Source organism: Streptomyces sp. NPDC002057 (assembly GCF_040296665.1).
Lineage (GTDB): Bacteria > Actinomycetota > Actinomycetes > Streptomycetales > Streptomycetaceae > Streptomyces.
The window spans coordinates 43,674-63,423 of record NZ_JBEOXR010000052.1 but is presented as its reverse complement, the minus strand read 5'-3'; the positions used below and the strand labels follow the sequence as shown (position 1 = coordinate 63,423).

At 72.9% G+C, this 19,750-nt stretch carries 18 protein-coding genes; 12 read left to right on the top strand and 6 right to left on the bottom strand.

The window, feature by feature from the left end; all coding sequences use genetic code 11:
- Positions 1-90: 90 nt before the first annotated feature.
- Positions 91-1,611 (bottom strand): catalase, encoded by a 1,521-nt coding sequence (locus ABT129_RS30540; RefSeq protein ID WP_351908057.1) that lies wholly within the window; start codon positions 1,609-1,611, stop codon positions 91-93.
- Between the two features lie 617 nt (positions 1,612-2,228).
- Here ABT129_RS30540 and ABT129_RS30535 point away from each other — a divergent pair.
- The 3 genes from ABT129_RS30535 to ABT129_RS30525 all read left to right on the top strand — a co-directional run bounded on the left by ABT129_RS30535 (position 2,229) and on the right by ABT129_RS30525 (position 4,421).
- On the top strand, positions 2,229-2,780 hold the full coding sequence (locus ABT129_RS30535) for a DinB family protein (protein WP_351908055.1): 552 nt from the start codon (positions 2,229-2,231) through the stop codon (positions 2,778-2,780).
- Positions 2,781-3,158: 378 nt separating this feature from the next.
- Positions 3,159-3,716 carry a DUF3291 domain-containing protein gene (locus ABT129_RS30530; protein ID WP_351908053.1) on the top strand — a complete coding sequence of 186 codons (558 nt, stop codon included), beginning with the start codon at positions 3,159-3,161 and terminating at the stop codon, positions 3,714-3,716.
- Positions 3,717-3,797: 81 nt separating this feature from the next.
- Complete coding sequence (locus ABT129_RS30525) at positions 3,798-4,421, top strand: phosphoribosylanthranilate isomerase (protein ID WP_351908051.1); 624 nt, start codon at positions 3,798-3,800, stop codon at positions 4,419-4,421.
- A 72-nt stretch (positions 4,422-4,493) separates the two neighbouring features.
- On the opposite strand, the gene ABT129_RS30520 is transcribed toward ABT129_RS30525, so the two are convergent.
- The 5 genes from ABT129_RS30520 to ABT129_RS30500 all read right to left on the bottom strand — a co-directional run bounded on the left by ABT129_RS30520 (position 4,494) and on the right by ABT129_RS30500 (position 7,396).
- Complete coding sequence (locus ABT129_RS30520) at positions 4,494-5,009, bottom strand: hypothetical protein (RefSeq protein WP_351908049.1); 516 nt, start codon at positions 5,007-5,009, stop codon at positions 4,494-4,496.
- Entirely contained in the window at positions 5,006-5,254 is a 249-nt protein-coding gene (locus ABT129_RS30515; protein WP_351908047.1) for a helix-turn-helix transcriptional regulator, read from the bottom strand. The genes ABT129_RS30520 and ABT129_RS30515 overlap by 4 nt, the downstream gene beginning before the upstream one ends.
- A 111-nt stretch (positions 5,255-5,365) precedes the next feature.
- Positions 5,366-6,229 carry an alpha/beta hydrolase gene (locus ABT129_RS30510; RefSeq protein ID WP_351908045.1) on the bottom strand — a complete coding sequence of 288 codons (864 nt, stop codon included), beginning with the start codon at positions 6,227-6,229 and terminating at the stop codon, positions 5,366-5,368.
- 162 nt (positions 6,230-6,391) lie between these two features.
- Positions 6,392-6,874: an ester cyclase gene (locus ABT129_RS30505; RefSeq protein ID WP_351908043.1), complete on the bottom strand. Its 483-nt coding sequence runs from the start codon at positions 6,872-6,874 to the stop codon at positions 6,392-6,394.
- A 138-nt stretch (positions 6,875-7,012) separates the two neighbouring features.
- Positions 7,013-7,396, bottom strand: a complete 384-nt coding sequence (locus ABT129_RS30500; protein WP_351908041.1) for a winged helix-turn-helix transcriptional regulator — start codon at positions 7,394-7,396, stop codon at positions 7,013-7,015.
- 144 nt (positions 7,397-7,540) lie between these two features.
- Between ABT129_RS30500 and ABT129_RS30495 the strand changes: the two genes are divergently transcribed.
- The 9 genes from ABT129_RS30495 (at position 7,541) to ABT129_RS30455 (ending at position 19,712) form a co-directional block, all read left to right on the top strand.
- The gene (locus tag ABT129_RS30495; RefSeq protein ID WP_351908039.1) at positions 7,541-7,948 is read left to right on the top strand and encodes a RidA family protein; all 408 of its coding nucleotides are present in this window, start codon (positions 7,541-7,543) and stop codon (positions 7,946-7,948) included.
- Between the two features lie 273 nt (positions 7,949-8,221).
- Positions 8,222-9,046 (top strand): class I SAM-dependent methyltransferase, encoded by an 825-nt coding sequence (locus tag ABT129_RS30490; protein WP_351908037.1) that lies wholly within the window; start codon positions 8,222-8,224, stop codon positions 9,044-9,046.
- Positions 9,047-9,267: 221 nt separating this feature from the next.
- Positions 9,268-10,938: a serine/threonine-protein kinase gene (locus ABT129_RS30485; RefSeq protein ID WP_351908035.1), complete on the top strand. Its 1,671-nt coding sequence runs from the start codon at positions 9,268-9,270 to the stop codon at positions 10,936-10,938.
- Positions 10,935-11,615: a hypothetical protein gene (locus tag ABT129_RS30480; RefSeq protein ID WP_351908033.1), complete on the top strand. Its 681-nt coding sequence runs from the start codon at positions 10,935-10,937 to the stop codon at positions 11,613-11,615. Before ABT129_RS30485 ends, ABT129_RS30480 begins: the two co-directional genes overlap by 4 nt.
- A 244-nt stretch (positions 11,616-11,859) precedes the next feature.
- On the top strand, positions 11,860-13,251 hold the full coding sequence (locus tag ABT129_RS30475) for a chloride channel protein (RefSeq protein ID WP_351908031.1): 1,392 nt from the start codon (positions 11,860-11,862) through the stop codon (positions 13,249-13,251).
- 183 nt (positions 13,252-13,434) lie between these two features.
- Positions 13,435-14,316, top strand: coding sequence for a bis(hydroxyethyl) terephthalate hydrolase (bdeA, locus tag ABT129_RS30470; protein WP_351908029.1), 882 nt, complete (start codon positions 13,435-13,437; stop codon positions 14,314-14,316).
- A gap of 99 nt (positions 14,317-14,415) precedes the next feature.
- Positions 14,416-17,307, top strand: a complete 2,892-nt coding sequence (locus ABT129_RS30465; RefSeq protein WP_351908027.1) for a helix-turn-helix transcriptional regulator — start codon at positions 14,416-14,418, stop codon at positions 17,305-17,307.
- A 210-nt stretch (positions 17,308-17,517) separates the two neighbouring features.
- Positions 17,518-18,786 carry an FUSC family protein gene (locus ABT129_RS30460; protein WP_351908025.1) on the top strand — a complete coding sequence of 423 codons (1,269 nt, stop codon included), beginning with the start codon at positions 17,518-17,520 and terminating at the stop codon, positions 18,784-18,786.
- A 173-nt stretch (positions 18,787-18,959) separates the two neighbouring features.
- Positions 18,960-19,712 carry a D-Ala-D-Ala carboxypeptidase family metallohydrolase gene (locus ABT129_RS30455; protein WP_502981962.1) on the top strand — a complete coding sequence of 251 codons (753 nt, stop codon included), beginning with the start codon at positions 18,960-18,962 and terminating at the stop codon, positions 19,710-19,712.
- The last annotated feature ends 38 nt before the right edge of the window (positions 19,713-19,750 follow it).

The window sequence follows — 19,750 nt, the reverse complement described above, 5'->3', positions numbered from 1 at the left end:
GGCCGCCCCTGAACCGGTCCGGCCGGCCGTCGCCCCGGGTGTGCACGGCACGGGCTCGTCCTCACCGTGCCCGCTCCGTTCCCGCTCGGTTCAGGCCTTCTGCTGCATGGAGCGGCGTGCCGGGTTGCCCTGCTCGGCCGCCTTGGGGTCCTTCTCGTCGGCCTTCTCGCGCACACCCTGAGCGATGCGGTCGCCGAGGGTCGCGTCGATGTTCCGCCAGTACGCGAAGGCGCGCTCGAGGACCGGTTCGGTGACGCCGTTGAGGAGGTGGCCCACCACGTTGTCCACCAGACGATCCCGGGCCGCGTCGTCCATGACCTCGCGCACCAGCGTGCCCGGCTGGCCCCAGTCGTCGTCCTTCGGGTGCGAGACATAGGCCGACCGAGTGATCTCGCCGTCCGCCGACCAGCTGGGCGGCGTTCCGTAGCGTTCGGTGTCGGCGGCGGGCCCGCCCTTGGAGTTCGGGGCGTAGACCGGGTCGGTCGTCTTCCGGTAGGCCATCGCCCCGTCCTTCGAGTACGTGTGGACGTCGACGACGGGTGCGTTCACGGGGAGCTGCTGGTAGTTGGCGCCGATGCGGTGCCGATGGGCGTCCGCGTACGAGAAGAGACGGGCCAGCAGCATCCTGTCGGGGCTCGGTCCGATGCCCGGGACCAGGTTGTTGGGCTGGAAGGCCGCCTGCTCGATCTCGGCGTGGTTGTCGGTGGGGTTGCGGTCGAGCGTCATGCGGCCGACGGGAATGAGCGGGTAGTCGCCGTGCGGCCACACCTTCGTCAGGTCGAACGGGTTGAACCGGTACCCCGCGGCGTCCTCGTACGGCATGACCTGCACGTGCAGCGTCCAGCTCGGGAAGTCGCCGTCACGGATGTGCTCGAAGAGGTCCCGTGTGTGGTAGTCGGTGTCGACGGCGGCCATCTGGTCGGCCTCGTGCTGGGTGAAGAACTCGATGCCCTGGTCGGTCTTGAAGTGGTACTTCACCCAGAACCGCTCACCGGACGCGTTGATCCACATGTAGGTGTGGGACGTGTAGCCGTTCATGTGGCGCCAGGAGCGCGGGATGCCGCGGTCCCCCATCAGCCAGGTGACCTGGTGCGCCGACTCCGGGGACAGGGTCCAGAAGTCCCACTGCATGTCGTGGTCGCGAAGGTTGTTGTCCGCGCGGCGCTTCTGGGAGCGGATGAAGTGCTGGAACTTCATCGGGTCCTTGATGAAGAACACCGGCGTGTTGTTGCCGACCATGTCGTAGTTGCCTTCGCTGGTGTAGAACTTCACCGCGAAGCCGCGCGGGTCGCGCCAGGTGTCCGGGCTGCCGCGCTCACCCGCGACGGTCGAGAAGCGGACGACCAGATCGGTGCTGGTGCCCGGCTGGAACAGGGCCGCCTTGGTGTAGCGGCTGACATCGTGGGTCACCTCGAAACGGCCGAACGCGCCGCTGCCCTTGGCGTGCGGCTGGCGCTCGGGAATCCGCTCCCGGTTGAACTGTGCCATCTGCTCGATCAGGTAGGCGTCCTGCAGCAGGACCGGGCCGCCCGGGCCCACGGTGAGCGAGTGTTCGTCGCTCTCCACCGGGGCTCCGGAATCGGTCGTGGTGGCGGGTCGGCTCTCGGTCATCGGTCGGTCTGCCTTTCCTTGTGCTGAGCGGTCGCGCCCCGCGGTCGCAGGCGGTCGAACGTTCCCGGAACGGAGGGCCTGCTGCCCGCCGGCCGGAGCTTGTGGCATCGAGGTGTCCCGTTGAAGCGGCCCTCCCCTTGAGTACGCACGTCTCGGCATGTCGCCTCACCCGCCGTCGCCGCGGCAAACGTCTTCTCCGCGACCGACTGCTCCTCACGGGGCAGCGGCGAGTGGGGGCACGGTCGTGGCGGCCTCCTTGCGGGCGCGGGCTGTCCTCGTGGGCGCGGGCGGGCGCGCGCCGGAGGCATCCGCGCCCGTCACGCACGTCCCAGCCTGGGCCCACCCGCCCGATGTCACCACCGGAGGTCGAAGCCTCCCGGCCTGCTTGGGCGACCCCCGGGTCCCCGGACGGGGGAAGAACACCTCTGCCCGCCACACCGGGCGCTCCGCCCCGGCTCCACCGACCGGGTGAGACCGTCGCAGTCCGGCGCGGACGAGCAAGCGGGCACGGGTTCTCCCTCCCCCTGGATGCCTGGTGCACGGCGTCACGAGAGCGAGGACGGACGCCGTGGGCCGCCGGACCGCTCTGTCAGATCCGTTCGCTAGGGTCTGCGGCCATGACTGAGATCGCAGCCGAGACATGGCCGGAACCTCCACTCGCCGGCACCGAGGCGGAGGCCGTCCTCGGCGCCCTCGAACGCCAGCGGGCCACGCTGGCCTGGAAGTGCTCCGGCCTGGACGCTCCCGGCCTGCGGGCCACCCTGGGCGCTTCCACGATCACTCTGGGCGGCCTGCTCAAGCACCTGGCGCACGTGGAGGACAGCCACTTCGCCCGGCTGTGGCTCGGCTCTCCCGTGGGCGCTCCCTGGGACACCGTCGACTGGGCCGGCACTCCCGACTGGGACTATCGCTCCGCTGCCGAGGACACCCCCGAGCAACTCCTCACGCTCTGGCGCGAAGCGGTCGCCCGCTCCCGTGCCATCGTGGACACAGCACTCGGCGCGGGCGGACTGGACCAGCTCGGCGCCTACACCACCCGCAGCGGGGAGCGCCCGAACCTCCGCCGCATCCTCCTGGACCTCGTCGAGGAGTACGCCCGCCATGCCGGTCACGCCGACCTCATCCGCGAATCCGTCGACGGCCTGACGGGCGAGGACCCGCCGAGGTGATCTGAGGTACGTCGCGGCGGGACGGTCGACCCTCGTCACCCTCGCCGCTCAGCGGCCGGCGCGGCGACTCCCCCGGGGGTGGAGACGCCGCCGGCACCCGACCGACCGATCGCCCGAGGTGGATCACTCGCAGGCTGCCCCGCCCCGGCCCCGTACGGCCGGTCCAGGAGGCCACTTGGACAGGGAAAACGCAACTTCGACATGGCCCGCGGTGGCGGCTACCTTCACCTGGTCCTCGGCGATCGCCCACGGTCGTGCGGGAGTTCCTTCCGGCTGAGCCACCCGCGACGAGGGATTCGGTCACGCCCTCACGAACCCTCGCGGCCCTGCGTCAGCCACGAACCCGGTCCACCCCAGGCCCCCACCAGGGAGAGACGAATGCCCCGCCTTGCGCTGTACACCTTCGGCGTCCTCACCTCGCCCCTCGCCGATCCTGCACCTCTCACGCGCGAGTTCTACGACATCGGTGAGGCCGTCTACCGGAAGATCGGTCAGCACCCCGGATACCTCGCGCGAGCCGAACCGGCAGGCGGTGAGCAGGGCGTGCTCTTCGAGGCGGACTGGGGCGCGTGGGGAGAGTTCGCCGTACCGAGCTGGTACGACAAGGGGCGTACGGCGGAAACCACAGCCCTGGCCACGACTCTCTCGCTCTGGACCGACCTGCGCCCCGCCTTCGACGCCATCTACACCGGTCTGCACCGTGAGGCGCTGAACAGGCGGTACGACTGGTTCGAGAGGAGCGGACACCCGAACTACGTCTTCTGGTGGGTCTCCGACGGCGCGATACCCACCTGGCGGGACGGGGTTTCCAGGCTGGAACACCTCCGCGAGCACGGCGCCGCGCCGCATGCCTTCACCTTTCACCACCCGTTCACGCCCGAGGGAAATCCGACCAGGACGGAAGGCATCGGGCCGAAGGGCGACCAGGTTGGCTGACAAGGCAGCCTGCGGCCTCCACCTCCGCAGCCGACCGCCTAGGCTCGGGGTGCCATGCCGGAGGTTCGTAGAGGAGAGACAGTGTTCGTCAAGGTGTGCGGGCTCGGGTCGACCGCTGACATCGATGCGACGGTCGCGGCCGGCGCGGACGCCGTCGGTCTGGTGATCAGCGGAACCAGCGTGCGCGGGCTCGACCGGGACCGGGTCACGCGGCTCGCCGCTCATGTGCCGTCCAGCGTGCTGTCCGTCCTGGTGGTCAACGACACGCCCGCCACCGAAGCCGCCCGGCTGGCCGGTGAACTCGGTTTCGGCGCGCTGCAGTTGCACGGTGCGGCGTACCGCGCGGAGGACTTCGCCGCGGCGGCCCGGATCTTTCCGCGGCTGTGGCGAGCGACCTCGCTCAGCGAAGGGCCCGACACACGTGTCGGCGCCTGCGGCGAGGAGGTCCTCCTCCTCGATTCGCCCCGGGCCGGCTCGGGCGACCGCTGGGACCTGTCGCTTATCGAAACGGCCCGACCCGAGGGCACGTGGATGCTTGCCGGTGGGCTCTCACCGGAGAACGTCGGCGAGGCGATCGGCCGGGCCCGCCCCTGGGGGGTCGACGTCTCCAGCGGCGTCGAGTCCGCTCCGGGCGTCAAGGACCACGACCGGATTCGCGCGTTCGTCGCGGCCGTGCAGCGGGCCACCGCGACCAATCCGTCGTGAACCGGCCGGCACCTGGGGATCAGGGCGTCTCGCGGGGCGCCTGACCAGGGGCGGCCGGTCACGGCGGCAGCCTCAGGCCTCGTCGGCGACCTCGTCGGCGAGGTCGTCCTGGACCCGCAGTCCCGCCACCCACAGCGGCATGATCCAGTGCACCACGAGCACCCCGACGAGGACGGGGGTCACCGCTGCCCGTACGGGTGCGTCCGTCAGCGTGCTGTAGGTCCCGGCACCGGCGGCCGCCGCCACGAGCAGCCACAGGGTGACGCGGTGGGACAGGGCGCGTACCCGGTCGCGCTCGACGAGCTGACGCTCGTCGAGCATCCGGCCGCGCAGTTCGAGCAGTCCCCGTGTGGATCCGTTGAGCATGCCGGTGAGCACCACCCACGGGAGCATCACCACGGCGATCGCGACGGCCGGGCCGTACCCGGGTCCGAAGACCGTGGCGATCCAGGCGCCCGCTCCGACGACGGTGAGGGCGACGTGCAGCGTCACCAGCAGTCGGCGCCGGGCCGGAGTGGCATAGGCCGCGGCCGCCCGGCGGTCGTTCATCACGGCGTACATCTGTCGGTCGTAGCGCGTCGTGGTCATGTCTGCTTCCTCCCGTAGACCTCGTCGGTGAGCGGCTGGAACGGATCCAGGGAGAACAGCACCTCCACCGGCAGTCCGAAGAACCGGGCCACTTTCAGGGCCAGGTCGAGGCTGGGGTTGTACTGGCCGCGCTCGATGTAGCCGATGGTCTGGTAGTGGACTCCCACTGCCTCGGCCAGTGCCTGTCGCGACACCTTCCGCTCAGCCCTGACAACGGCCAGCCTGTTGTGTACCTGCTCGCTCATGTATAAGAAGTACTACATCTGGGCGCAGGAGCACAACATTCTGAGGGGGAGTCGAGTGCGCGAACGGCCCCCGCCGCCGTTGGCGGGCGGCGGGGGGCGTTCGCGGGCGGCTCAGATGAGGTCGGCCAGCAGTTCCGCGAAGATCCGCGGATGGCTGAAGTAGCCGGTGTGCGAGGTGGCCAGGGTGTGGACGTCGAAGGGGTTGTGCGGGGTCAGCGCGTCCGCCGCGCGGATCATGTGGTCCTGGACGGCGGGGGTGATCCCGCGATCCTCGGAGAGGCGGACATAGGTGTGCGGGACCCGTCCCCACGCGTCGGCCCTGACCAGTGCGGCAGGCTCCAGCACCGCGTAGTTCTCGTCGGGGTCGAGGGAGTCCAGCAGCAACCGGAACTGGTGGTCGGTCGAGTCGGCCATGACGGCGGCCTTCAGCTCCGCGAACAGTGCCGGATCGGCGTGGGCGCTGCGCCAGTTCAGCCTGGCCACTCCGGGGTCACGTACGTCCGGCACCGCGATCCGCGCCGCGGCGGCGTCCAGCAGGTTGTCGTCGGCCACGTCCCACGGCTCGGTGAACATGGCGGGATCGCTGAGGCAGAGCGCGGAGAGGTAGACGACCCGGTCGAGCAGGTCCGGCGCGGTGTTGGCGACGGCGCTGATCGTCAGGCCGCCGAGGCTGTTGCCGACCAGGACGACCGGGCCCCACGCGGAGAGCCGCCGCAGGACGTCCAGCACGTGGCGCACGTTGTGCCGCAGCGTGATGCCACGCACCGGGGAAGGGGCGGCGGCCAGGGCGGTGACGTCCTGGGGTTGCCGGTAGTAGGCGGCGGGAACGTCGGCGTTGTCTCCGTGGCCGGGCAGGTCGACGGCGTACGAACGGTGTCCGAGCAGGGCCAGTTCGTTCTGCAACGGGCCCCAGGCCCGGGCGTTGCTGGAGCCGCCGTGAACGAACACGAAAGTGGGGCGCGGGATGGCGCGCATGGTGGGGATCCTCGTCATCCTGAGGCGAAGGGTGGACGCTGGGCTGTGAGGCCCTGGTGTCGTGTCCCCGGTGCCGACGCCGGTCGGCACCGCGGTCAGAGCGTCGACCGGGTGCGCGCGGCCTGCCAGTTGTGGATGACGGTATGCATGATGATCGCGACCCTACCGGCGGTCGCGGTCCTTGTCCGCCGCATTCTCGTCGGTGGCGGTCGGAACGGCCGAGATCTGCCGCATGAGGCTGATCATGTCCGGAGCCACCCACTCCTCCGCGATCCTGTCGTCCTCGACGCGGTAGATCTCGATGCTGCGGAAGCCGACCGGCCGGTCCGTGGCCGCGATCCCCTGGAAGGCGCCCCGGTGCGTGCCGCTGAAGCGGACCCGTACCACCACCTTGTCGTCGACGCCGAACATGTCCTCGACGTCGATCCGCAGGTCCGGGAACCCGTCCAGCATCGTCCGCGTCCCCAGCCGCCAGATCTCCCGGCCGTGCAGCGGGTCGGCCACCCCCGGCACATGGGCGACGAAGTTCTCCGTCAGCATCTCGACGCACGCGTCGAGGTCGCCGCTGCCCAGCGCCTCGTAGGCCGCTCGCAGCAGGGCCAGGTTCTTCTCCGTGCGGGTCTCGATCTCGGTGCGGGTGTCCATCTCGGTGTCCTCTCCGGGGGGATCGTCCCGGCGACCACGGGGTCGCTCCGATCCGTACGAGGCCCAGTAGAAACCCTGCCGTCGCGTCAAGGTCAAGGAGACGAGGAGCCGCTCCTCCCGCCGGCCGCGCCCCCGCGCTCAGCTGTCGAAGCGGTGGCGGGACGCCTCGATGTGGCCGACGTATCGATGGGTCCAGTCACACATTCCGTCGACGGTCGCGCGGAGGGCCTGGCCCGGCTCGGTGAGGGTGTACTCGACGCGCGGCGGCACGGTGGGGTGCACGGTCCGGTCGACCAGGCCGTTGCGCTCCAGCATGCGCAGGTTCTGCGTGAGCATCTTGTGGCTGATGCCCTGGACCGCGTTCCGCACCTCGCTGAAGCGCAGGGTGCCGTCACCGAGGGACTCGATGATCAGGAGCGCCCACTTGTTGGCGATGTCCGAGAAGATCTCCCGCCCCAGGGAGTCCGCGCGTGTCAGGTCCGCCTCGTCGGCCGCCGAGCCGTTGAGCTGCTTGGTCCCCATGTGGTTCCCCAGTCACCGAAAAGTGCCTTCTTCCAGGTCGGGGCTCACTCTCCTACGGTTCCTGGGTATCCACAAGAAACCGAGTGAGGTCTTGGTTCGGTGGCAGCGGGCCCACGGGCTCGTACGACGAGGAGGTAGACGGCAATGGCCATCACCCTGGTGAACCCCGAAGGACTGGCGAAGGTCGACCTCTACCGGCAGGTGGCGGTCGCCACCGGGTCGAGGACGGTCTTCGTCGCCGGGCAGGTCGCGTGGGACGCCGACGGGGCCACGGTGGGCGAAGGCGACCTCGCCTCCCAGGTCGAGCGGTGCTACCTCAACGTCGGTACCGCACTGGCCGAGGTCGGTGCCACGTTCGACGACGTGGTGAGGCTGACCGTGTACCTCGTCGACTTCACCCCCGACAAGATGCCCCTGTTTCTGGAGGGGGTCGCCCGGGCGGCCGAGAAGCTGGGGGTGACCCCGGTGGCGCCGCTCACCGGGGTGGGCGTCGCCGCCCTGGCCGGACCCGACATCCTGGTCGAGGTCGAAGCCACGGCGGTCATCGACTGAGTGGAGGGTTCCGATCCGGCTCCGCCCCTCGGCACCCTCGGGTGCCGCCGGCCGTGGGGCCGATGGGTCGGGGCACGGCGCGCCTCGGCCCTGCGGAGGGACGCAGGTGGAGGATCGGTGGGCGGCGGCCTCGGGACGGGCCGACCGGTTCCGGCCCATCGTGTGAAGAGGTCCTGCCATGCAACCGTTCGACGGTCCGCTGTTCCCGCTCCTCGCCCACCGGGCACTGAAACACCTTCAGGACGGTGCCCACCTCGTGGCCACGGCGGCGCTGTGAACGCGTCGCCGCACGAGGGCGCGCCGGGCGGCGGCCGCTACGGCGAGGCCGTGTTCCGGCCCGAGCAGGCCGGCGAGGGCGAGCGCATCGACTTCGGCGCCCTCGCCTACGACGACATCACCATGGCTCGGCTGCGGGCCCTCGGCGTCGGACCGGGGTGGCGGTGCCTCGACGTGGGCGCCGGCACGGGGACGGTTTCGCGCCGGCTGCTCGACGAGGCGCGGGTGGAGAGTGTGCTCGCCGTGGACCGCGACGTGCGTTTCCTCGGTGAGCGGCCGGTGGCGGGGCTCGACCTGCTGGAGGCCGACGTCACCGCCCCCGACTTCGCTCCCGGCCGGTTCCGGCTCGTCCACGCGCGTTTCGTGCTGATGCACCTGCCCGAGCACGAGCGCGTCGTCGCCCGCCTCGCCGAACTCGTGGCGCCCGGCGGGGTGCTGGTGCTCAGCGACGCGGTCGACCTGACCGGCGACCGGGCGCCCGCGACGCCGTACACCCTGGCGATGCGGGCGATGTGGCAGGGGCTGCGGGACACCATCGGCACCGACGTCTCCTGGGTGCCGTCGTACCCTCAACTGCTGCGTGGGGCGGGGCTCGTGCCCGTCGCCGCCGAGATCCATGTCCCGCCGCTCGTGCCCGGCAGCCCCCTCAGCCGCTTCTGGGCGGACACGTGGGAGCGGAGCAGGGCGGCGATGCGCGGGACCGGTCTGGTCGACGACGCGGGCGTCGACGCGGCGATCCGGTACCTGGACTCCGACGCATGCGCCTCCCTGTCGGCCGGCATGCTCACCGCCTGGGGGTGGCGGCCCGGGGAGAGCGCGTGATGCCCGGCCCGCCCCCGTGCCTCTGATCCCGTGCCCCTGATCCCCTACCTCTGATCCCGTACGAGGGTTACGGCGGCCGAATTCTCTTTTTTCGGTGCTTGTGCCCCACGGTCCTCACCGTCACCTGTGCCTCAAGTCGCCCCCTTTCGCGGGGAACCGGCCGTGGCCAGAATCTGTCCATGTGAGCGGGACAGCCGGAGACGGCGTCAAGGGGGGCGGGGATGGGCGCATGGGTGGTTCCGGGGTACACCGAGACCCGGGAGCTGGGTGCGGGCGGCAGCGGCCGCGTGGTGCTCGCCACGCACGACGCGACGGGCATGCCCGTCGCCGTGAAGTACCTGAGTGAGCGGTTCCGCTCGGACGAGGCGTTCGTTCGGGGGTTCAGGGCCGAGGCCCGGCTGCTCGGCGCCCTGGAGAGTCCCCATGTCGTGACGTTCTACGAGTACGTCGAGGCTCCACGGGGTGCGGCCCTCGTGATGGAGCTGGTCGACGGCGTCGCGTTGCGCGCGCTCCTCGCCCGGGAGGGCTCGACCGGTCCCGAGGCGGCCCTCGTGGTGCTCAAGGGCTCGCTCCTGGGCCTCGCCGCCGCGCACCGGGCGGGCGTCGTGCACCGCGACTACAAGCCGGAGAACGTGCTGGTCGCCGCCGACGGGGCGTCCAAGCTCGTCGACTTCGGCATCGCGGTCGGCCGGGGCACCACACCGGGAGTCGCCGGCACACCCGCCTACATGGCGCCCGAGCAGTGGAACGGCGCCCCGGCCTCGCCGGCGGCCGACGTCTACGCGGCGACCGCGACCTTCTTCGAGTGTCTGACCGGGCGCAAGCCCTTCTCCGGCGACAACTTCGCGGAACTCGCCCTGCAGCACCTGGACACGCCCGTTCCCGACGGGCAGGCGCCCGAGCCGCTGCGCCCGCTGATCCGGCGGGGGCTCGCGAAGTCCCCGGACGAGCGGCCGGAGAACGCGGCCGCGTTCGTGACCGAGCTGGAGTCGGTCGCCCTGGCCACCTACGGACCGGAGTGGGAGGAACGGGGCCGGGGCCGCCTGGCGGCGCTGGCCGCGCTCCTGCCGCTGTTCTTCCCGTCCTCGGGCGGCATCCCGGAGGGCACGACCGCGCTCGCCACCACCACTTTGCCCGCCCCGCCGCCCCGCTCCCGGTGGCGGCTCCCGCGCGGGCTGCCGGCGGGTGCGGCAGGGCTCGTCCTGGCGCTCCTGCTCGCCCTCGCCGCGCGCGCCGGGGGCGAGGAGCCGCACGGCGACAAGGCCGCCCAGGCCTTCGCGACGACGAGCACCGGGGCGAGCACGCCTCCGCCGGAGACCGCCACGCCACCGACGCCCACCCCCGATCCGACGGCGACGACACCGGGGCCTTCCTCGTCGCCGAGCCCGGGGGTGAGCGTCACCCCGGACGAGTCGCCCACGGGCGCGGCGACGACGACGCCGACCGTGACCACTCCCCCGACCACGCCTCCCGGTTCGGCGCCACCGACCACGTCCACACCTCCCACCGGCACCCCTCCGACGACCCCGACGAGCACGCCACCGACCACGGCTCCCCCGACGCCGCCCGTCTCCGTGTCGGCGGTCTCCGTCACGAGTCTGCGCCAGACCGGGCCGACGGCCGCCTCGGCCGCCGTCGAGGTCACGACGGACGGGACGGGACCGGTGACGATCCATATCGAGTGGTTCACCGGGGACGAGAAGGGATCGCCGGGCGCCCCCGACGGCTCCGAGACCTACCGGCGCGAGGGAGCCACCCGGTACACCCTCATGCTCGCCCACGACGTCCGGGGCGCCGGATGCTACTGGGCTCTGCGCGCGACCACGACCCCCGCCGCCACCAACGGCGGCTCCCTGCAGCAGGTCTTCATCCGGCGGTGCGCGATCTCATGAACGACGACGACTACAGCGCCACCCAACTCGGCAGCCACTGGTTCGAACGTCCGGCACCGGAGGACGCGTCGGAGGAGACGGTGCGACGCGCACCGGACGCGACGCGCCCGGAAGTGCCCGTCGCCGCGTCTCTCGCCGCGCCCGACCGTGTCGAAGGCGAGGTCCTCCGGTTCGGACCGGGCGTGACCGCGGCCGCCGCACGGCGTGCCGAGAACACGCCGACGGCGGTCCAGATCTGGCACGGGACCCTGCCCGGCGTCCCCGCGCCGAGTCCGCGCGTCCGTTCCCGGTGGCCGCGGCGCTACGCGCTCGCGTGCGTCGTACTGGCCGCCGTCCTGGTCTTCCTGGCCTGGCGGCAGTACGGGCCCGGCGTCGCGGTGCGGGACGTCACCGTCGGCACCTCGGGGCAGCGCCTCGGCTGTGACGGCACCGCGGACGTCGTGGCCGTCGTCCGCACGGACGGACGGCCGGGCACCGTCACGTACCGCTGGGAACGCAGCGACGGGACCCGTTCCACGGTCCTGCACGAGAAACTGGCCCGTGGTCAGGAGGAGGCCACGCTCCATCTGCTGTGGACCTTCCACGGGCCCGGGACGCACCGGGCCGTGGCACGCCTGGTGATCATGTCACCCACGGTCCACACGTCGGCGGCGGCGTTCACGTACCACTGCGGGTGAAGGACCTCGCGCTCCCGGTGTGTCTCTGTTGCGGCCGGAAGGAACACCGGGTAGCGATGGACCGTGCGGTGCGGGACCCGATTCCGGGCCGGCCGTCGCCTCCGTCCGCTCCGATCCCGCCCAGCCGCCGCGATCCCGGCTGTCCGCTCCGATCCCGGCTTCCGCACGGGCGGTGCCCCCGTTTCACCGCACACTCACGGCGGGCCGCGCACCGGGCGCCCGGTCGAGGGGAAGGAAGACACCGATGGCCGAGCCAAGTCCTCCGTCCGGTCCGGCCGCCGGCGGAACGCAGCCCGAGGAGGCGGACCGTCTGCGGGACATCCTGCTGACCCCCGGCTATCTCAAGGCGCTCGTCCTCTGCGCCCTCATCGGTGTCCCGGTCTCCCTCGCCGCGTTCTGGTTCCTGGTCGGCCTGCACGAACTCGAACACCTCCTGTGGGCGGACCTCCCCCACCACATGGGCCGGGACGCGCCCGCGTGGTGGTGGCCGCTGCCCCTTCTCCTCGTCGCGGGCCTCGGCGTCGGACAGATCGCCGCCCGGCTGCCCGGCGCGGGCGGCCACATCCCCGCCCTGGGCCTGCACGCGGGAGGCGCCTCGTCCACCGCGCTCCCCGGCGTGCTCCTCGCCGCGGTGGCGAGCCTGCCGTTCGGAGCCGTACTCGGTCCGGAGGCACCGCTGATCGCCCTGGGCGGTGGCCTGGCCCTCCTCTTCCGCGACCTCGCTCGCGCGCCCTCGACCCCGCAGAGCACGGCGCTGCTGGGCGCGGCCGGAGCCGCCGCCGCGATCGCCGCGATCTTCGGCAACCCGCTGATCGCCGCCGTCCTCCTCATGGAGATCGCGGGGGTGGGAGGCCCACGGCTGTTCGCGGTGATGCTGCCCGCCCTGCTGTCCAGTGGAGTCGGATCCCTGGTGTTCACGGGATTCGGGAACTGGACCGGTCTGGAGACGGGCAGTCTGAACCTCGACCTGCCGACGCCGACGCCGCGTCTGGACGCCGGAGACGTGCTGTGGTCCCTCCCGATGGCCGTGGCCATCGCCGTCGTGATGCGCCTGGTGCTGGGCGGGGGACGGCTCGTGGCGGCGTACGTCCGGAGCGGCGTGCGGTTCCGGACGGTCGTCTGCGCGCTGGGAGCCGCGGCCTGTGCCGCGCTCTACTCGCTGATCACCGGCCGCTCGCCCGTCGACGTCGCCTCGTCCGGGCAGGCCACACTGAGCACGCTGGCCTCCGACGCGCACACCTGGGGCGTCGGCGCGCTGGTGGCCGTCCTGCTCCTCAAGGGCGCCGCGTACACCCTGTGTCTGGGCAGCCTGCGCGGCGGTCCCGTCTTCCCCGCCCTCTTCCTGGGAGCCGCCACCGGTGTGCTGCTCGCTCCGCTGCCGGGACTCGGGCTGGTACCGGCCATGGCTGCCGGGATGGCCGCGGCGGCAGCGGCCACCCTGCGGCTCCCCGTGAGCAGCGTCGTGCTCGTGGCCCTGCTGCTCGGCAGCGCCGACGTGACGCCCGTGGTGATCCTGGCGGCCGTGGTCGCGTTCGTGACCACCGAACTGCTCCCCCCCGACCTGCGGCGGTTCGCCTCCTCACGCGCCCGTCGCTCCTCCGCCGGCACGACCGCGGGAGGTTCCTCACGTCCCTGACGCGGATTGAGGGATCACGCTGCCGTGCGCGGGAGATCGGTCCGGCGGTCGCGGAGGCCGGTGGTTCTGCCGATGCCCGCGTGTCGTGCTGACCGGACAGTGTGCCGGGCCAGTTCACGGCGCGGCCGCCGACCGGTTTCCCCGGAGGGCGGCCGCCCCACGACACGAGAGGACGACTCCGTCGTGAGACGACACCTTGCCGCGGCCTCCGCCGCGACCGCCACCGCAGCCTGCCTCGCCCTGCTCCTCGCCCCCGGTGTCCAAGCCGCCGCCTCCGCGGGCAACCCGTACGAGCGTGGTCCCGCGCCGACCCAGACCGGTGTGGAGGCCCTTCGCGGCTCCTACGCGGTCGCCGAGACCTCCGTCTCCTCCCTCGCCGTCACCGGATTCGGCGGCGGCACCATCTACTACCCCACCTCCACCGCCGACGGCACCTTCGGCGCGGTCGTGATCTCGCCCGGGTTCACCGCCACGCAGTCCTCGATCGCCTGGCTGGGACCGCGGCTCGCCTCGCAGGGCTTCGTGGTGTTCACCATCGACACCCTCACCACGCTCGACCAGCCCGACAGCCGCGGCCGGCAGCTCCTCGCGGCGCTCGACCACCTGACCCAGCGCAGCACCGTGCGGGGGCGCGTCGACGCCTCCCGGCTCGGTGTCATGGGGCACTCCATGGGCGGCGGCGGAACCCTCGAAGCCGCCAAGAGCCGGCCCTCCCTCAAGGCCGCCGTCCCCCTCACGGCCTGGAACACGGACAAGACCTGGCCCGAGATCACCACGCCCACGCTCGTCATCGGCGCCGACGGCGACACGATCGCCCCCGTCGCCACGCACTCCGAGCCGTTCTACGAGAGTCTTCCCGGCTCGCTCGACAAGGGGTACCTGGAGCTCAACGGCGCCACCCACTTCACCCCGAACGCCTCGAACACGACGATCGCGAAGTACAGCCTCTCGTGGCTGAAGCGCTTCATCGACGACGACACCCGCTACGAGCAGTTCCTCTGCCCGCTTCCTCGGCCCAGTCTGACGATCGAGGAGTACCGGGGCAGCTGCCCGCTCGGTTCCTGACGCCCTGTGCACGGTCACAGAGCGCGGTTCCCGGGTCTGGGCCACCGTCCAGACCCGGGAACCTTCCGCCGTCCCGTACGGGTCGGTAGCGTGGCGGGCGTGAGCGGAGCGACGCGTGCCGCGACCCCGAGTCGGCGGCTGTACGACCGGGCGGCCGAACTCTCCGCGGTGGCCCGCCTGTCGGCCCGGGTCGACGCGGGGGCCGGTGGTGTCCTCTTCGTCACCGGGGACACCGGCGAGGGACGCACCTCGCTCCTGGCCCGGGCGGCCGACGACTTCCTCCGTACGCCGTCCGGGCACGGGGGCAGGATCGGTGAGGGGGCCGGGGACGGGGCTGCAGCGAGGGTCGGGGACGGGGCTACGGCCGGGGTCGCCGATGGGGCCGGGTCTCGTGTCGGATGTCGCGTCGCCGCGCCTTCGCACCGCGGCCCGTGGAGCGGCGCCCGCGCCCTGCTCGCCGCCCTCGCACCCACCCCGACGGCCGCTCGACGGGCGCTGCGGTCGGCGCGGGGCGCGCACGGCCTCGGCGCTGCGGTGGCCGAACTGCTCGCCGGTCGTCGGGCGCTGATCTGCCTGGACGACCTGCATCTGTGGGACGCGCATTCACGTGCCGCGCTCGCCGCCGCATGGCAGGAACCCGCCGGCCGTCGTGAGCCCGGGCGTCCACCCGCCGACCGCCCCGGGTCCGGCGGACCGGGGCTCCGCAGGTCCGGCGGACCGGCGTTCGGCCGACCCGCCGGATCGGCGCACCCGGGGTCCGGCGGATCGACCCGCCCCGGCTGGCTCGTCTCCGCCGCCCGTCACCACCGGCTTCCCGACGTGCCGGGGGCGGAGAGCGTGCGTCTGGGACGGCTGACCCGGGACGGCGCGCGGGCCTTCCTCGACGACCTGTGCACGGCGGCCCCGTCACCACGCGTCGCGGGCCGGCTGTTCGACGAGACGGCAGGGCACCCCGGACTCCTCGCCGCCGTGGCGCGCCGCCTCACGGCGGCCGAAGTCGCCGGTGGTGTTCCCCTGCCGCGGCCGGTCGTCGACGGCACCGTCCTGGCCGAGGTGTACGGAGGGCTGCTGGACCGGCTGCCCGCCGACTCCCGCCGGCTGCTCGCCCTGGTGGCGCTGACGGACCGGGCCGGAGACGGGGCCGGGTGCCCGGCGTACGAGGTCGGCGTCGAAGCCGTGCGCTCCGGAGCGCGGGCGACCCGTACCCCCGTGGAGGCCCTGGACGGTCTCCTCGCGGACGGGCTGCTGTGGCGCAGGGGCGATGTGCTGCGGTTCGAGGACCCGTTCCTCGCGCGGGCCGCTCGCGCCTCGGCCCCGGTGGCGTGGCTCCGCCGTGTCCAGGAGGCCGCCGGGACCGGTCCGTCGGCCACCGCCGCGGGCACGCGCGCGGCGCTCGCGCGGAGCGAGGACCACCGTGCCGACCGGCTCGGTCCCTCCCCCGCGGGACGCGCCCTCGCGCCGGTGGTCCGGGGCCGCTCCCAACTCGTGCGCGGCCTGGCCGCCCTGGCCGGTGGACCGGTGATGGACGCGTACGAGGCGCTGCTGCAGGCGGCTGAGCTGTTGCGGGAGCGGGCTCCCGTCGAGGCGTCCGACGCCCGGTTCCTCGCGATGGAGGCCGCCTGGGCCGGGGGCGATGCCGCCGCCTGCCTGGCGGCCCTCGACGGCGGCGGGGACGTCCGGGGGACGGAACGGGACTTCGCCGACGGTCTGAGCGCCGCCCTGAGCGTACGGCTCGACCGTGCCCGCCCACCGCTGGCGCGGGTGGTCGCGCGGGACGGCGCCGAGGACGATCCGAGGCTGCTGCTGCGGGCGGGCTCGGCCGCGCTCGTCCTCGGCGACACGGTCGCGGCGGCCCGGGTCCACGCGCGTGCGCTCGCCCGGGCCCGCGCGGAGCGCCGTACGTCCCTGCTGCCCCGTGTCCTCGAACACCTCGCGTACGCCGAACTCCGGGCCGGCCGGTACAGCCGGGCCGCGCGCACCGCCGGGGAGGGGCTGCGGGCGGCGGAGGTGACCGGGCAGCGCAACGTCGCCGCGCACCAGCACGCCGTGCTCGCCCTGGTGGGCTCGGTGGTCGGCGACGAGCGGGCGGTGGTCGAGCACGCCGGGCGGGCTCTGGAGACGGCCCGCCCCCACGGACTTCTCCAGGCGGCGACGCTCGCCGAATGGGCTCTCGCGCGGGGTGAGCTGGGCCGTGGCCTGGCCCCGCAGGCGGCGGCGCGGCTCGTTCCGCTCGTCAGGACCGGCCCCCGGGGCGGTCACTTCGCGCTGCGGATGCTGGTCGTGCCGTGCTTCGTCGAGGCGGCCGTGGCGGCCGACCGGAGGGTCGAGGCCCGTGCGGCGGCCGAGGAGTATGCCGTCTGGGCCGTCCAGGGCATCGACAGCGCGGCGCCGGCGCAGCTGGCCCGTTGCCGGGCGTTGCTCGCTCAGGGCGAGGAACCGGGGTACTGGTTCGGTGAGGCCGTCCGCCGGCACGACGACTGCGCCAACGACTTCGAACGCGCCCGCACGCTCCTCGCGTACGGCACGTGGCTGAGGCGCCGCAGGCGCCCCGGTGACGCGCGCGGGCCGCTCCGCGACGCGCTCGTCACCTTCGAGCGGGCGGCCGCGGAGGGCTGGGCCGAGCATGCCCGGTCGGAGCTGCGCGCCACCGGCGGTACCAGCGGTGGCGCCGTACCCCGCGTGGCGTGGGGACGGCTGACCCCGCAACAGCAGCGGATCGCGCGGCTCGTCGCACAGGGCGCCACCAACCGGGAGATCGCCGACCGACTGCGCCTGAGCCCCCGGACGGTCGACCACCACCTGAGGAGCGTCTTCGCCCGGCTGGGCATCCGCTCCCGCGTCGAACTCCCCGGCGTGGTCGGACGGTGGGACGCCGAAGGACCGCCTGTGGTGAGTGGTCAAAGAGACTCCGAAGGCCGGGCTGCCGCCCGTGGAGAGGCGGACGGCGACGGTCCGGCGCGGGCCGGCGGAGGGTGGGAGTCCCTCCGGTAGCCACAGGCCGACGGGCTTCCCCTCAGCAGCCCCGCGGCACGCCGGTTCACGGGTCACCGACCCCATCCGAGGAGAAACGGACAATTCGTCGGGCGGTCGTCGGCGCGTCGGCGCGCGCTCGCGGTCGACACCGCGAACCATCGCGATTCGACGGCACGGGGGCGGGAAGGCGCCTCCAGCAGGCCGCCACCGACCGGAGAAGGAGTACGGATGCCGCGCCCCTCCGACTGGTTCGTCCACCCGCGCCGATGGCAGTGGTGGCAGCGGTTCCGGCGGGATCCCTTCGCGGTGCAGACCGTGCGCTCCACCGCGGCGGCGACGCTGTCCTATGTCGTCGCCCTCCAGCTCAGCGCCGAGGCCGCACCGCTGACGGCACCTCTGACCGCCCTGCTCGTCGTGCAGGTGACGCTGTACTCGACGCTCAAGACGAGCCTGCGACGGGTGACCTCCGTCGTCGTCGGCGTCCTCATCGCCATCGCGTTCAGCGCGCTCGTCGGGCTGACGTGGTGGAGTCTCGCCCTGGTCATCCTGGCGTCCCTGGTCGTGGGCCGGTTCGTCCGGGTCGAGGAGTTCATCCCCGAGGTGGCCATCAGCGCGATGCTCGTCCTCGGGGTCACCCAGGTCGCGAACACCGCGTGGGACCGCGTGCTCGAAACCCTGATCGGCGCGGTCGTGGGTCTGGTGTTCAACGTGGTGCTGGTGCCCCCGGTCTGGGTGGACACGGCGGGCGACTCGATCGTGGACCTGGCCCGGCGGATGCGCCGGCTGCTCGTCGACATCGGTGACGAGCTCGCCGATCAGGACAGGCACCCCGAGCCCGCTCCCCTGTCCGGGACCGGCGCCGCGCCCCCGCCCGTGGAGCGGGCCGCGGCGCGTCTCCACGAGGCCCGGCTCCTCGACAACGACGTCGCCGACGTCGACGCCGCCCTGCGCCAGGCGGAGGACAGTCTCCGTATGAACCCGCGTGTCAAGGAGGGCTTGCTCCACCGCATCGTGCTCCGCACCGGGCTCGACACCCTGGAGATCTGCGCGGTCGTGCTGCGCGTCCTCACCCGTACGCTGACGGACCTGGCCAGGGATCGGAACGGCGCCGCGCTCTTCCGTGAGGAGACCGCCGGCGCGCTCCAGGAGACGGTTCGGCACCTCGCGGACGTGCTGGTCAGCTTCGCCGTCCTCGTCACCTCGCACACGAGTACCGGCTCGGAGAGGGCGGAGGGTCATCTCGCCGACGAGCTGCGCGCGGCCCGTTCGGCCCGTGACCGCGCCGCCGGGCTGCTGCGGAGCGACGCGGAGGCCCACCCCGACCACTGGCAGCTGTACGGGGCTCTGCTCGCCGAGATCGACCGGGTCCTCGACGAACTCGACCCGGACCATCGGGGGCGCCGTCTCATGGAGGAGCTGGACCGCCACACGCGGGCCCGGGAGGAACGCCGCCGCCGCGTCACCGCCCTCGCGACGCGGGCGCGGCGCGTGTCGTGAGGGAGGTGTGCGGGCGGCGACGCGCCACGGGGGGCCAACCCGATGGTTCGGGCGCCATTGGGCCGACAAATGTCGCTCGTCCCGGCCTGGTTGACGCGCGTCGACCGGGCGGTCAATCTCGGGGGGACTCTCGTCCGGAGGTCATTCCGGATTCGTGACGCCATGGAGGTTCGATGTCCCGACGCACCCCCCGTTCGCTGCCCTTGCGCCTTCTTCTATCGATTGTCATGATCGCGACAGCCTCGCTGACCGGAGTGGTGGCCACCGCCGGCACCGCCCAGGCCGACGGCTGCTACACCTGGTCGCGCACCCTCTCCCAGGGCGCCTCCGGCGCCGACGTCACGGAGCTGCAGATCCGGGTGGCCGGCTACCCCGGCTCCGGCGGGGTGCTCGCCATCGACGGCGCCTACGGGCCCGGGACAGTGGCCGCCGTCCAACGGTTCCAGGCCGCCTACGGGCTGGCCGCCGACGGCGTCGCGGGCCCCGCGACGTTCAACAAGATCTACGCGCTCCAGGACGACGACTGCACCCCCGTCCACTTCTCCTACGCCGAGCTGAACAACTGCAACACCACGTGGGCGGGCGGCGCGGTGAGCGCGGCCACGGCGAAGTCCAACGCCCTGCGGACCATGTGGAAGCTGGAGGCCCTGCGGCACGCCCTCGGGGACCAGAGCATCCGCGTCACCAGCGGCTTCCGCAGCCACGCCTGCAACGACGCCGTCGGCGGTGCCTCGTCGAGCCGTCATCTGTACGGCGACGCGGCCGACCTCGGCTCCGGGCCCCACTCGCTGTGCAGGCTCGCCCAGCAGGCCCGCAACCACGGCTTCAACGGGATCCTCGGCCCGGGATACCCCGGACACGGTGACCACACCCACCTCGACCACCGGGGCAGCCGCTTCTGGTCGGCTTCCAGCTGCGGCATCTGACACCGGGTCGGCCCGCCCCTTCCTCACGGGGCGGGCCG

Excerpts from the sequence above, each read along its gene's own strand:
- ABT129_RS30540 (WP_351908057.1), bottom strand. The coding sequence starts at position 1,611 with ATGACCGAGAGCCGACCCGCCACCACGACCGATTCCGGAGCCCCGGTG.
- ABT129_RS30535 (WP_351908055.1), top strand. The coding sequence starts at position 2,229 with ATGACTGAGATCGCAGCCGAGACATGGCCGGAACCTCCACTCGCCGGC.
- ABT129_RS30530 (WP_351908053.1), top strand. The coding sequence starts at position 3,159 with ATGCCCCGCCTTGCGCTGTACACCTTCGGCGTCCTCACCTCGCCCCTC.
- ABT129_RS30520 (WP_351908049.1), bottom strand. The coding sequence starts at position 5,009 with ATGACCACGACGCGCTACGACCGACAGATGTACGCCGTGATGAACGAC.
- ABT129_RS30515 (WP_351908047.1), bottom strand. The coding sequence starts at position 5,254 with ATGAGCGAGCAGGTACACAACAGGCTGGCCGTTGTCAGGGCTGAGCGG.
- ABT129_RS30510 (WP_351908045.1), bottom strand. The coding sequence starts at position 6,229 with ATGCGCGCCATCCCGCGCCCCACTTTCGTGTTCGTTCACGGCGGCTCC.
- ABT129_RS30505 (WP_351908043.1), bottom strand. The coding sequence starts at position 6,874 with ATGGACACCCGCACCGAGATCGAGACCCGCACGGAGAAGAACCTGGCC.
- ABT129_RS30500 (WP_351908041.1), bottom strand. The coding sequence starts at position 7,396 with ATGGGGACCAAGCAGCTCAACGGCTCGGCGGCCGACGAGGCGGACCTG.
- ABT129_RS30495 (WP_351908039.1), top strand. The coding sequence starts at position 7,541 with ATGGCCATCACCCTGGTGAACCCCGAAGGACTGGCGAAGGTCGACCTC.
- ABT129_RS30485 (WP_351908035.1), top strand. The coding sequence starts at position 9,268 with ATGGGCGCATGGGTGGTTCCGGGGTACACCGAGACCCGGGAGCTGGGT.
- ABT129_RS30480 (WP_351908033.1), top strand. The coding sequence starts at position 10,935 with ATGAACGACGACGACTACAGCGCCACCCAACTCGGCAGCCACTGGTTC.
- ABT129_RS30475 (WP_351908031.1), top strand. The coding sequence starts at position 11,860 with ATGGCCGAGCCAAGTCCTCCGTCCGGTCCGGCCGCCGGCGGAACGCAG.
- ABT129_RS30460 (WP_351908025.1), top strand. The coding sequence starts at position 17,518 with ATGCCGCGCCCCTCCGACTGGTTCGTCCACCCGCGCCGATGGCAGTGG.
- ABT129_RS30455 (WP_502981962.1), top strand. The coding sequence starts at position 18,960 with ATGTCCCGACGCACCCCCCGTTCGCTGCCCTTGCGCCTTCTTCTATCG.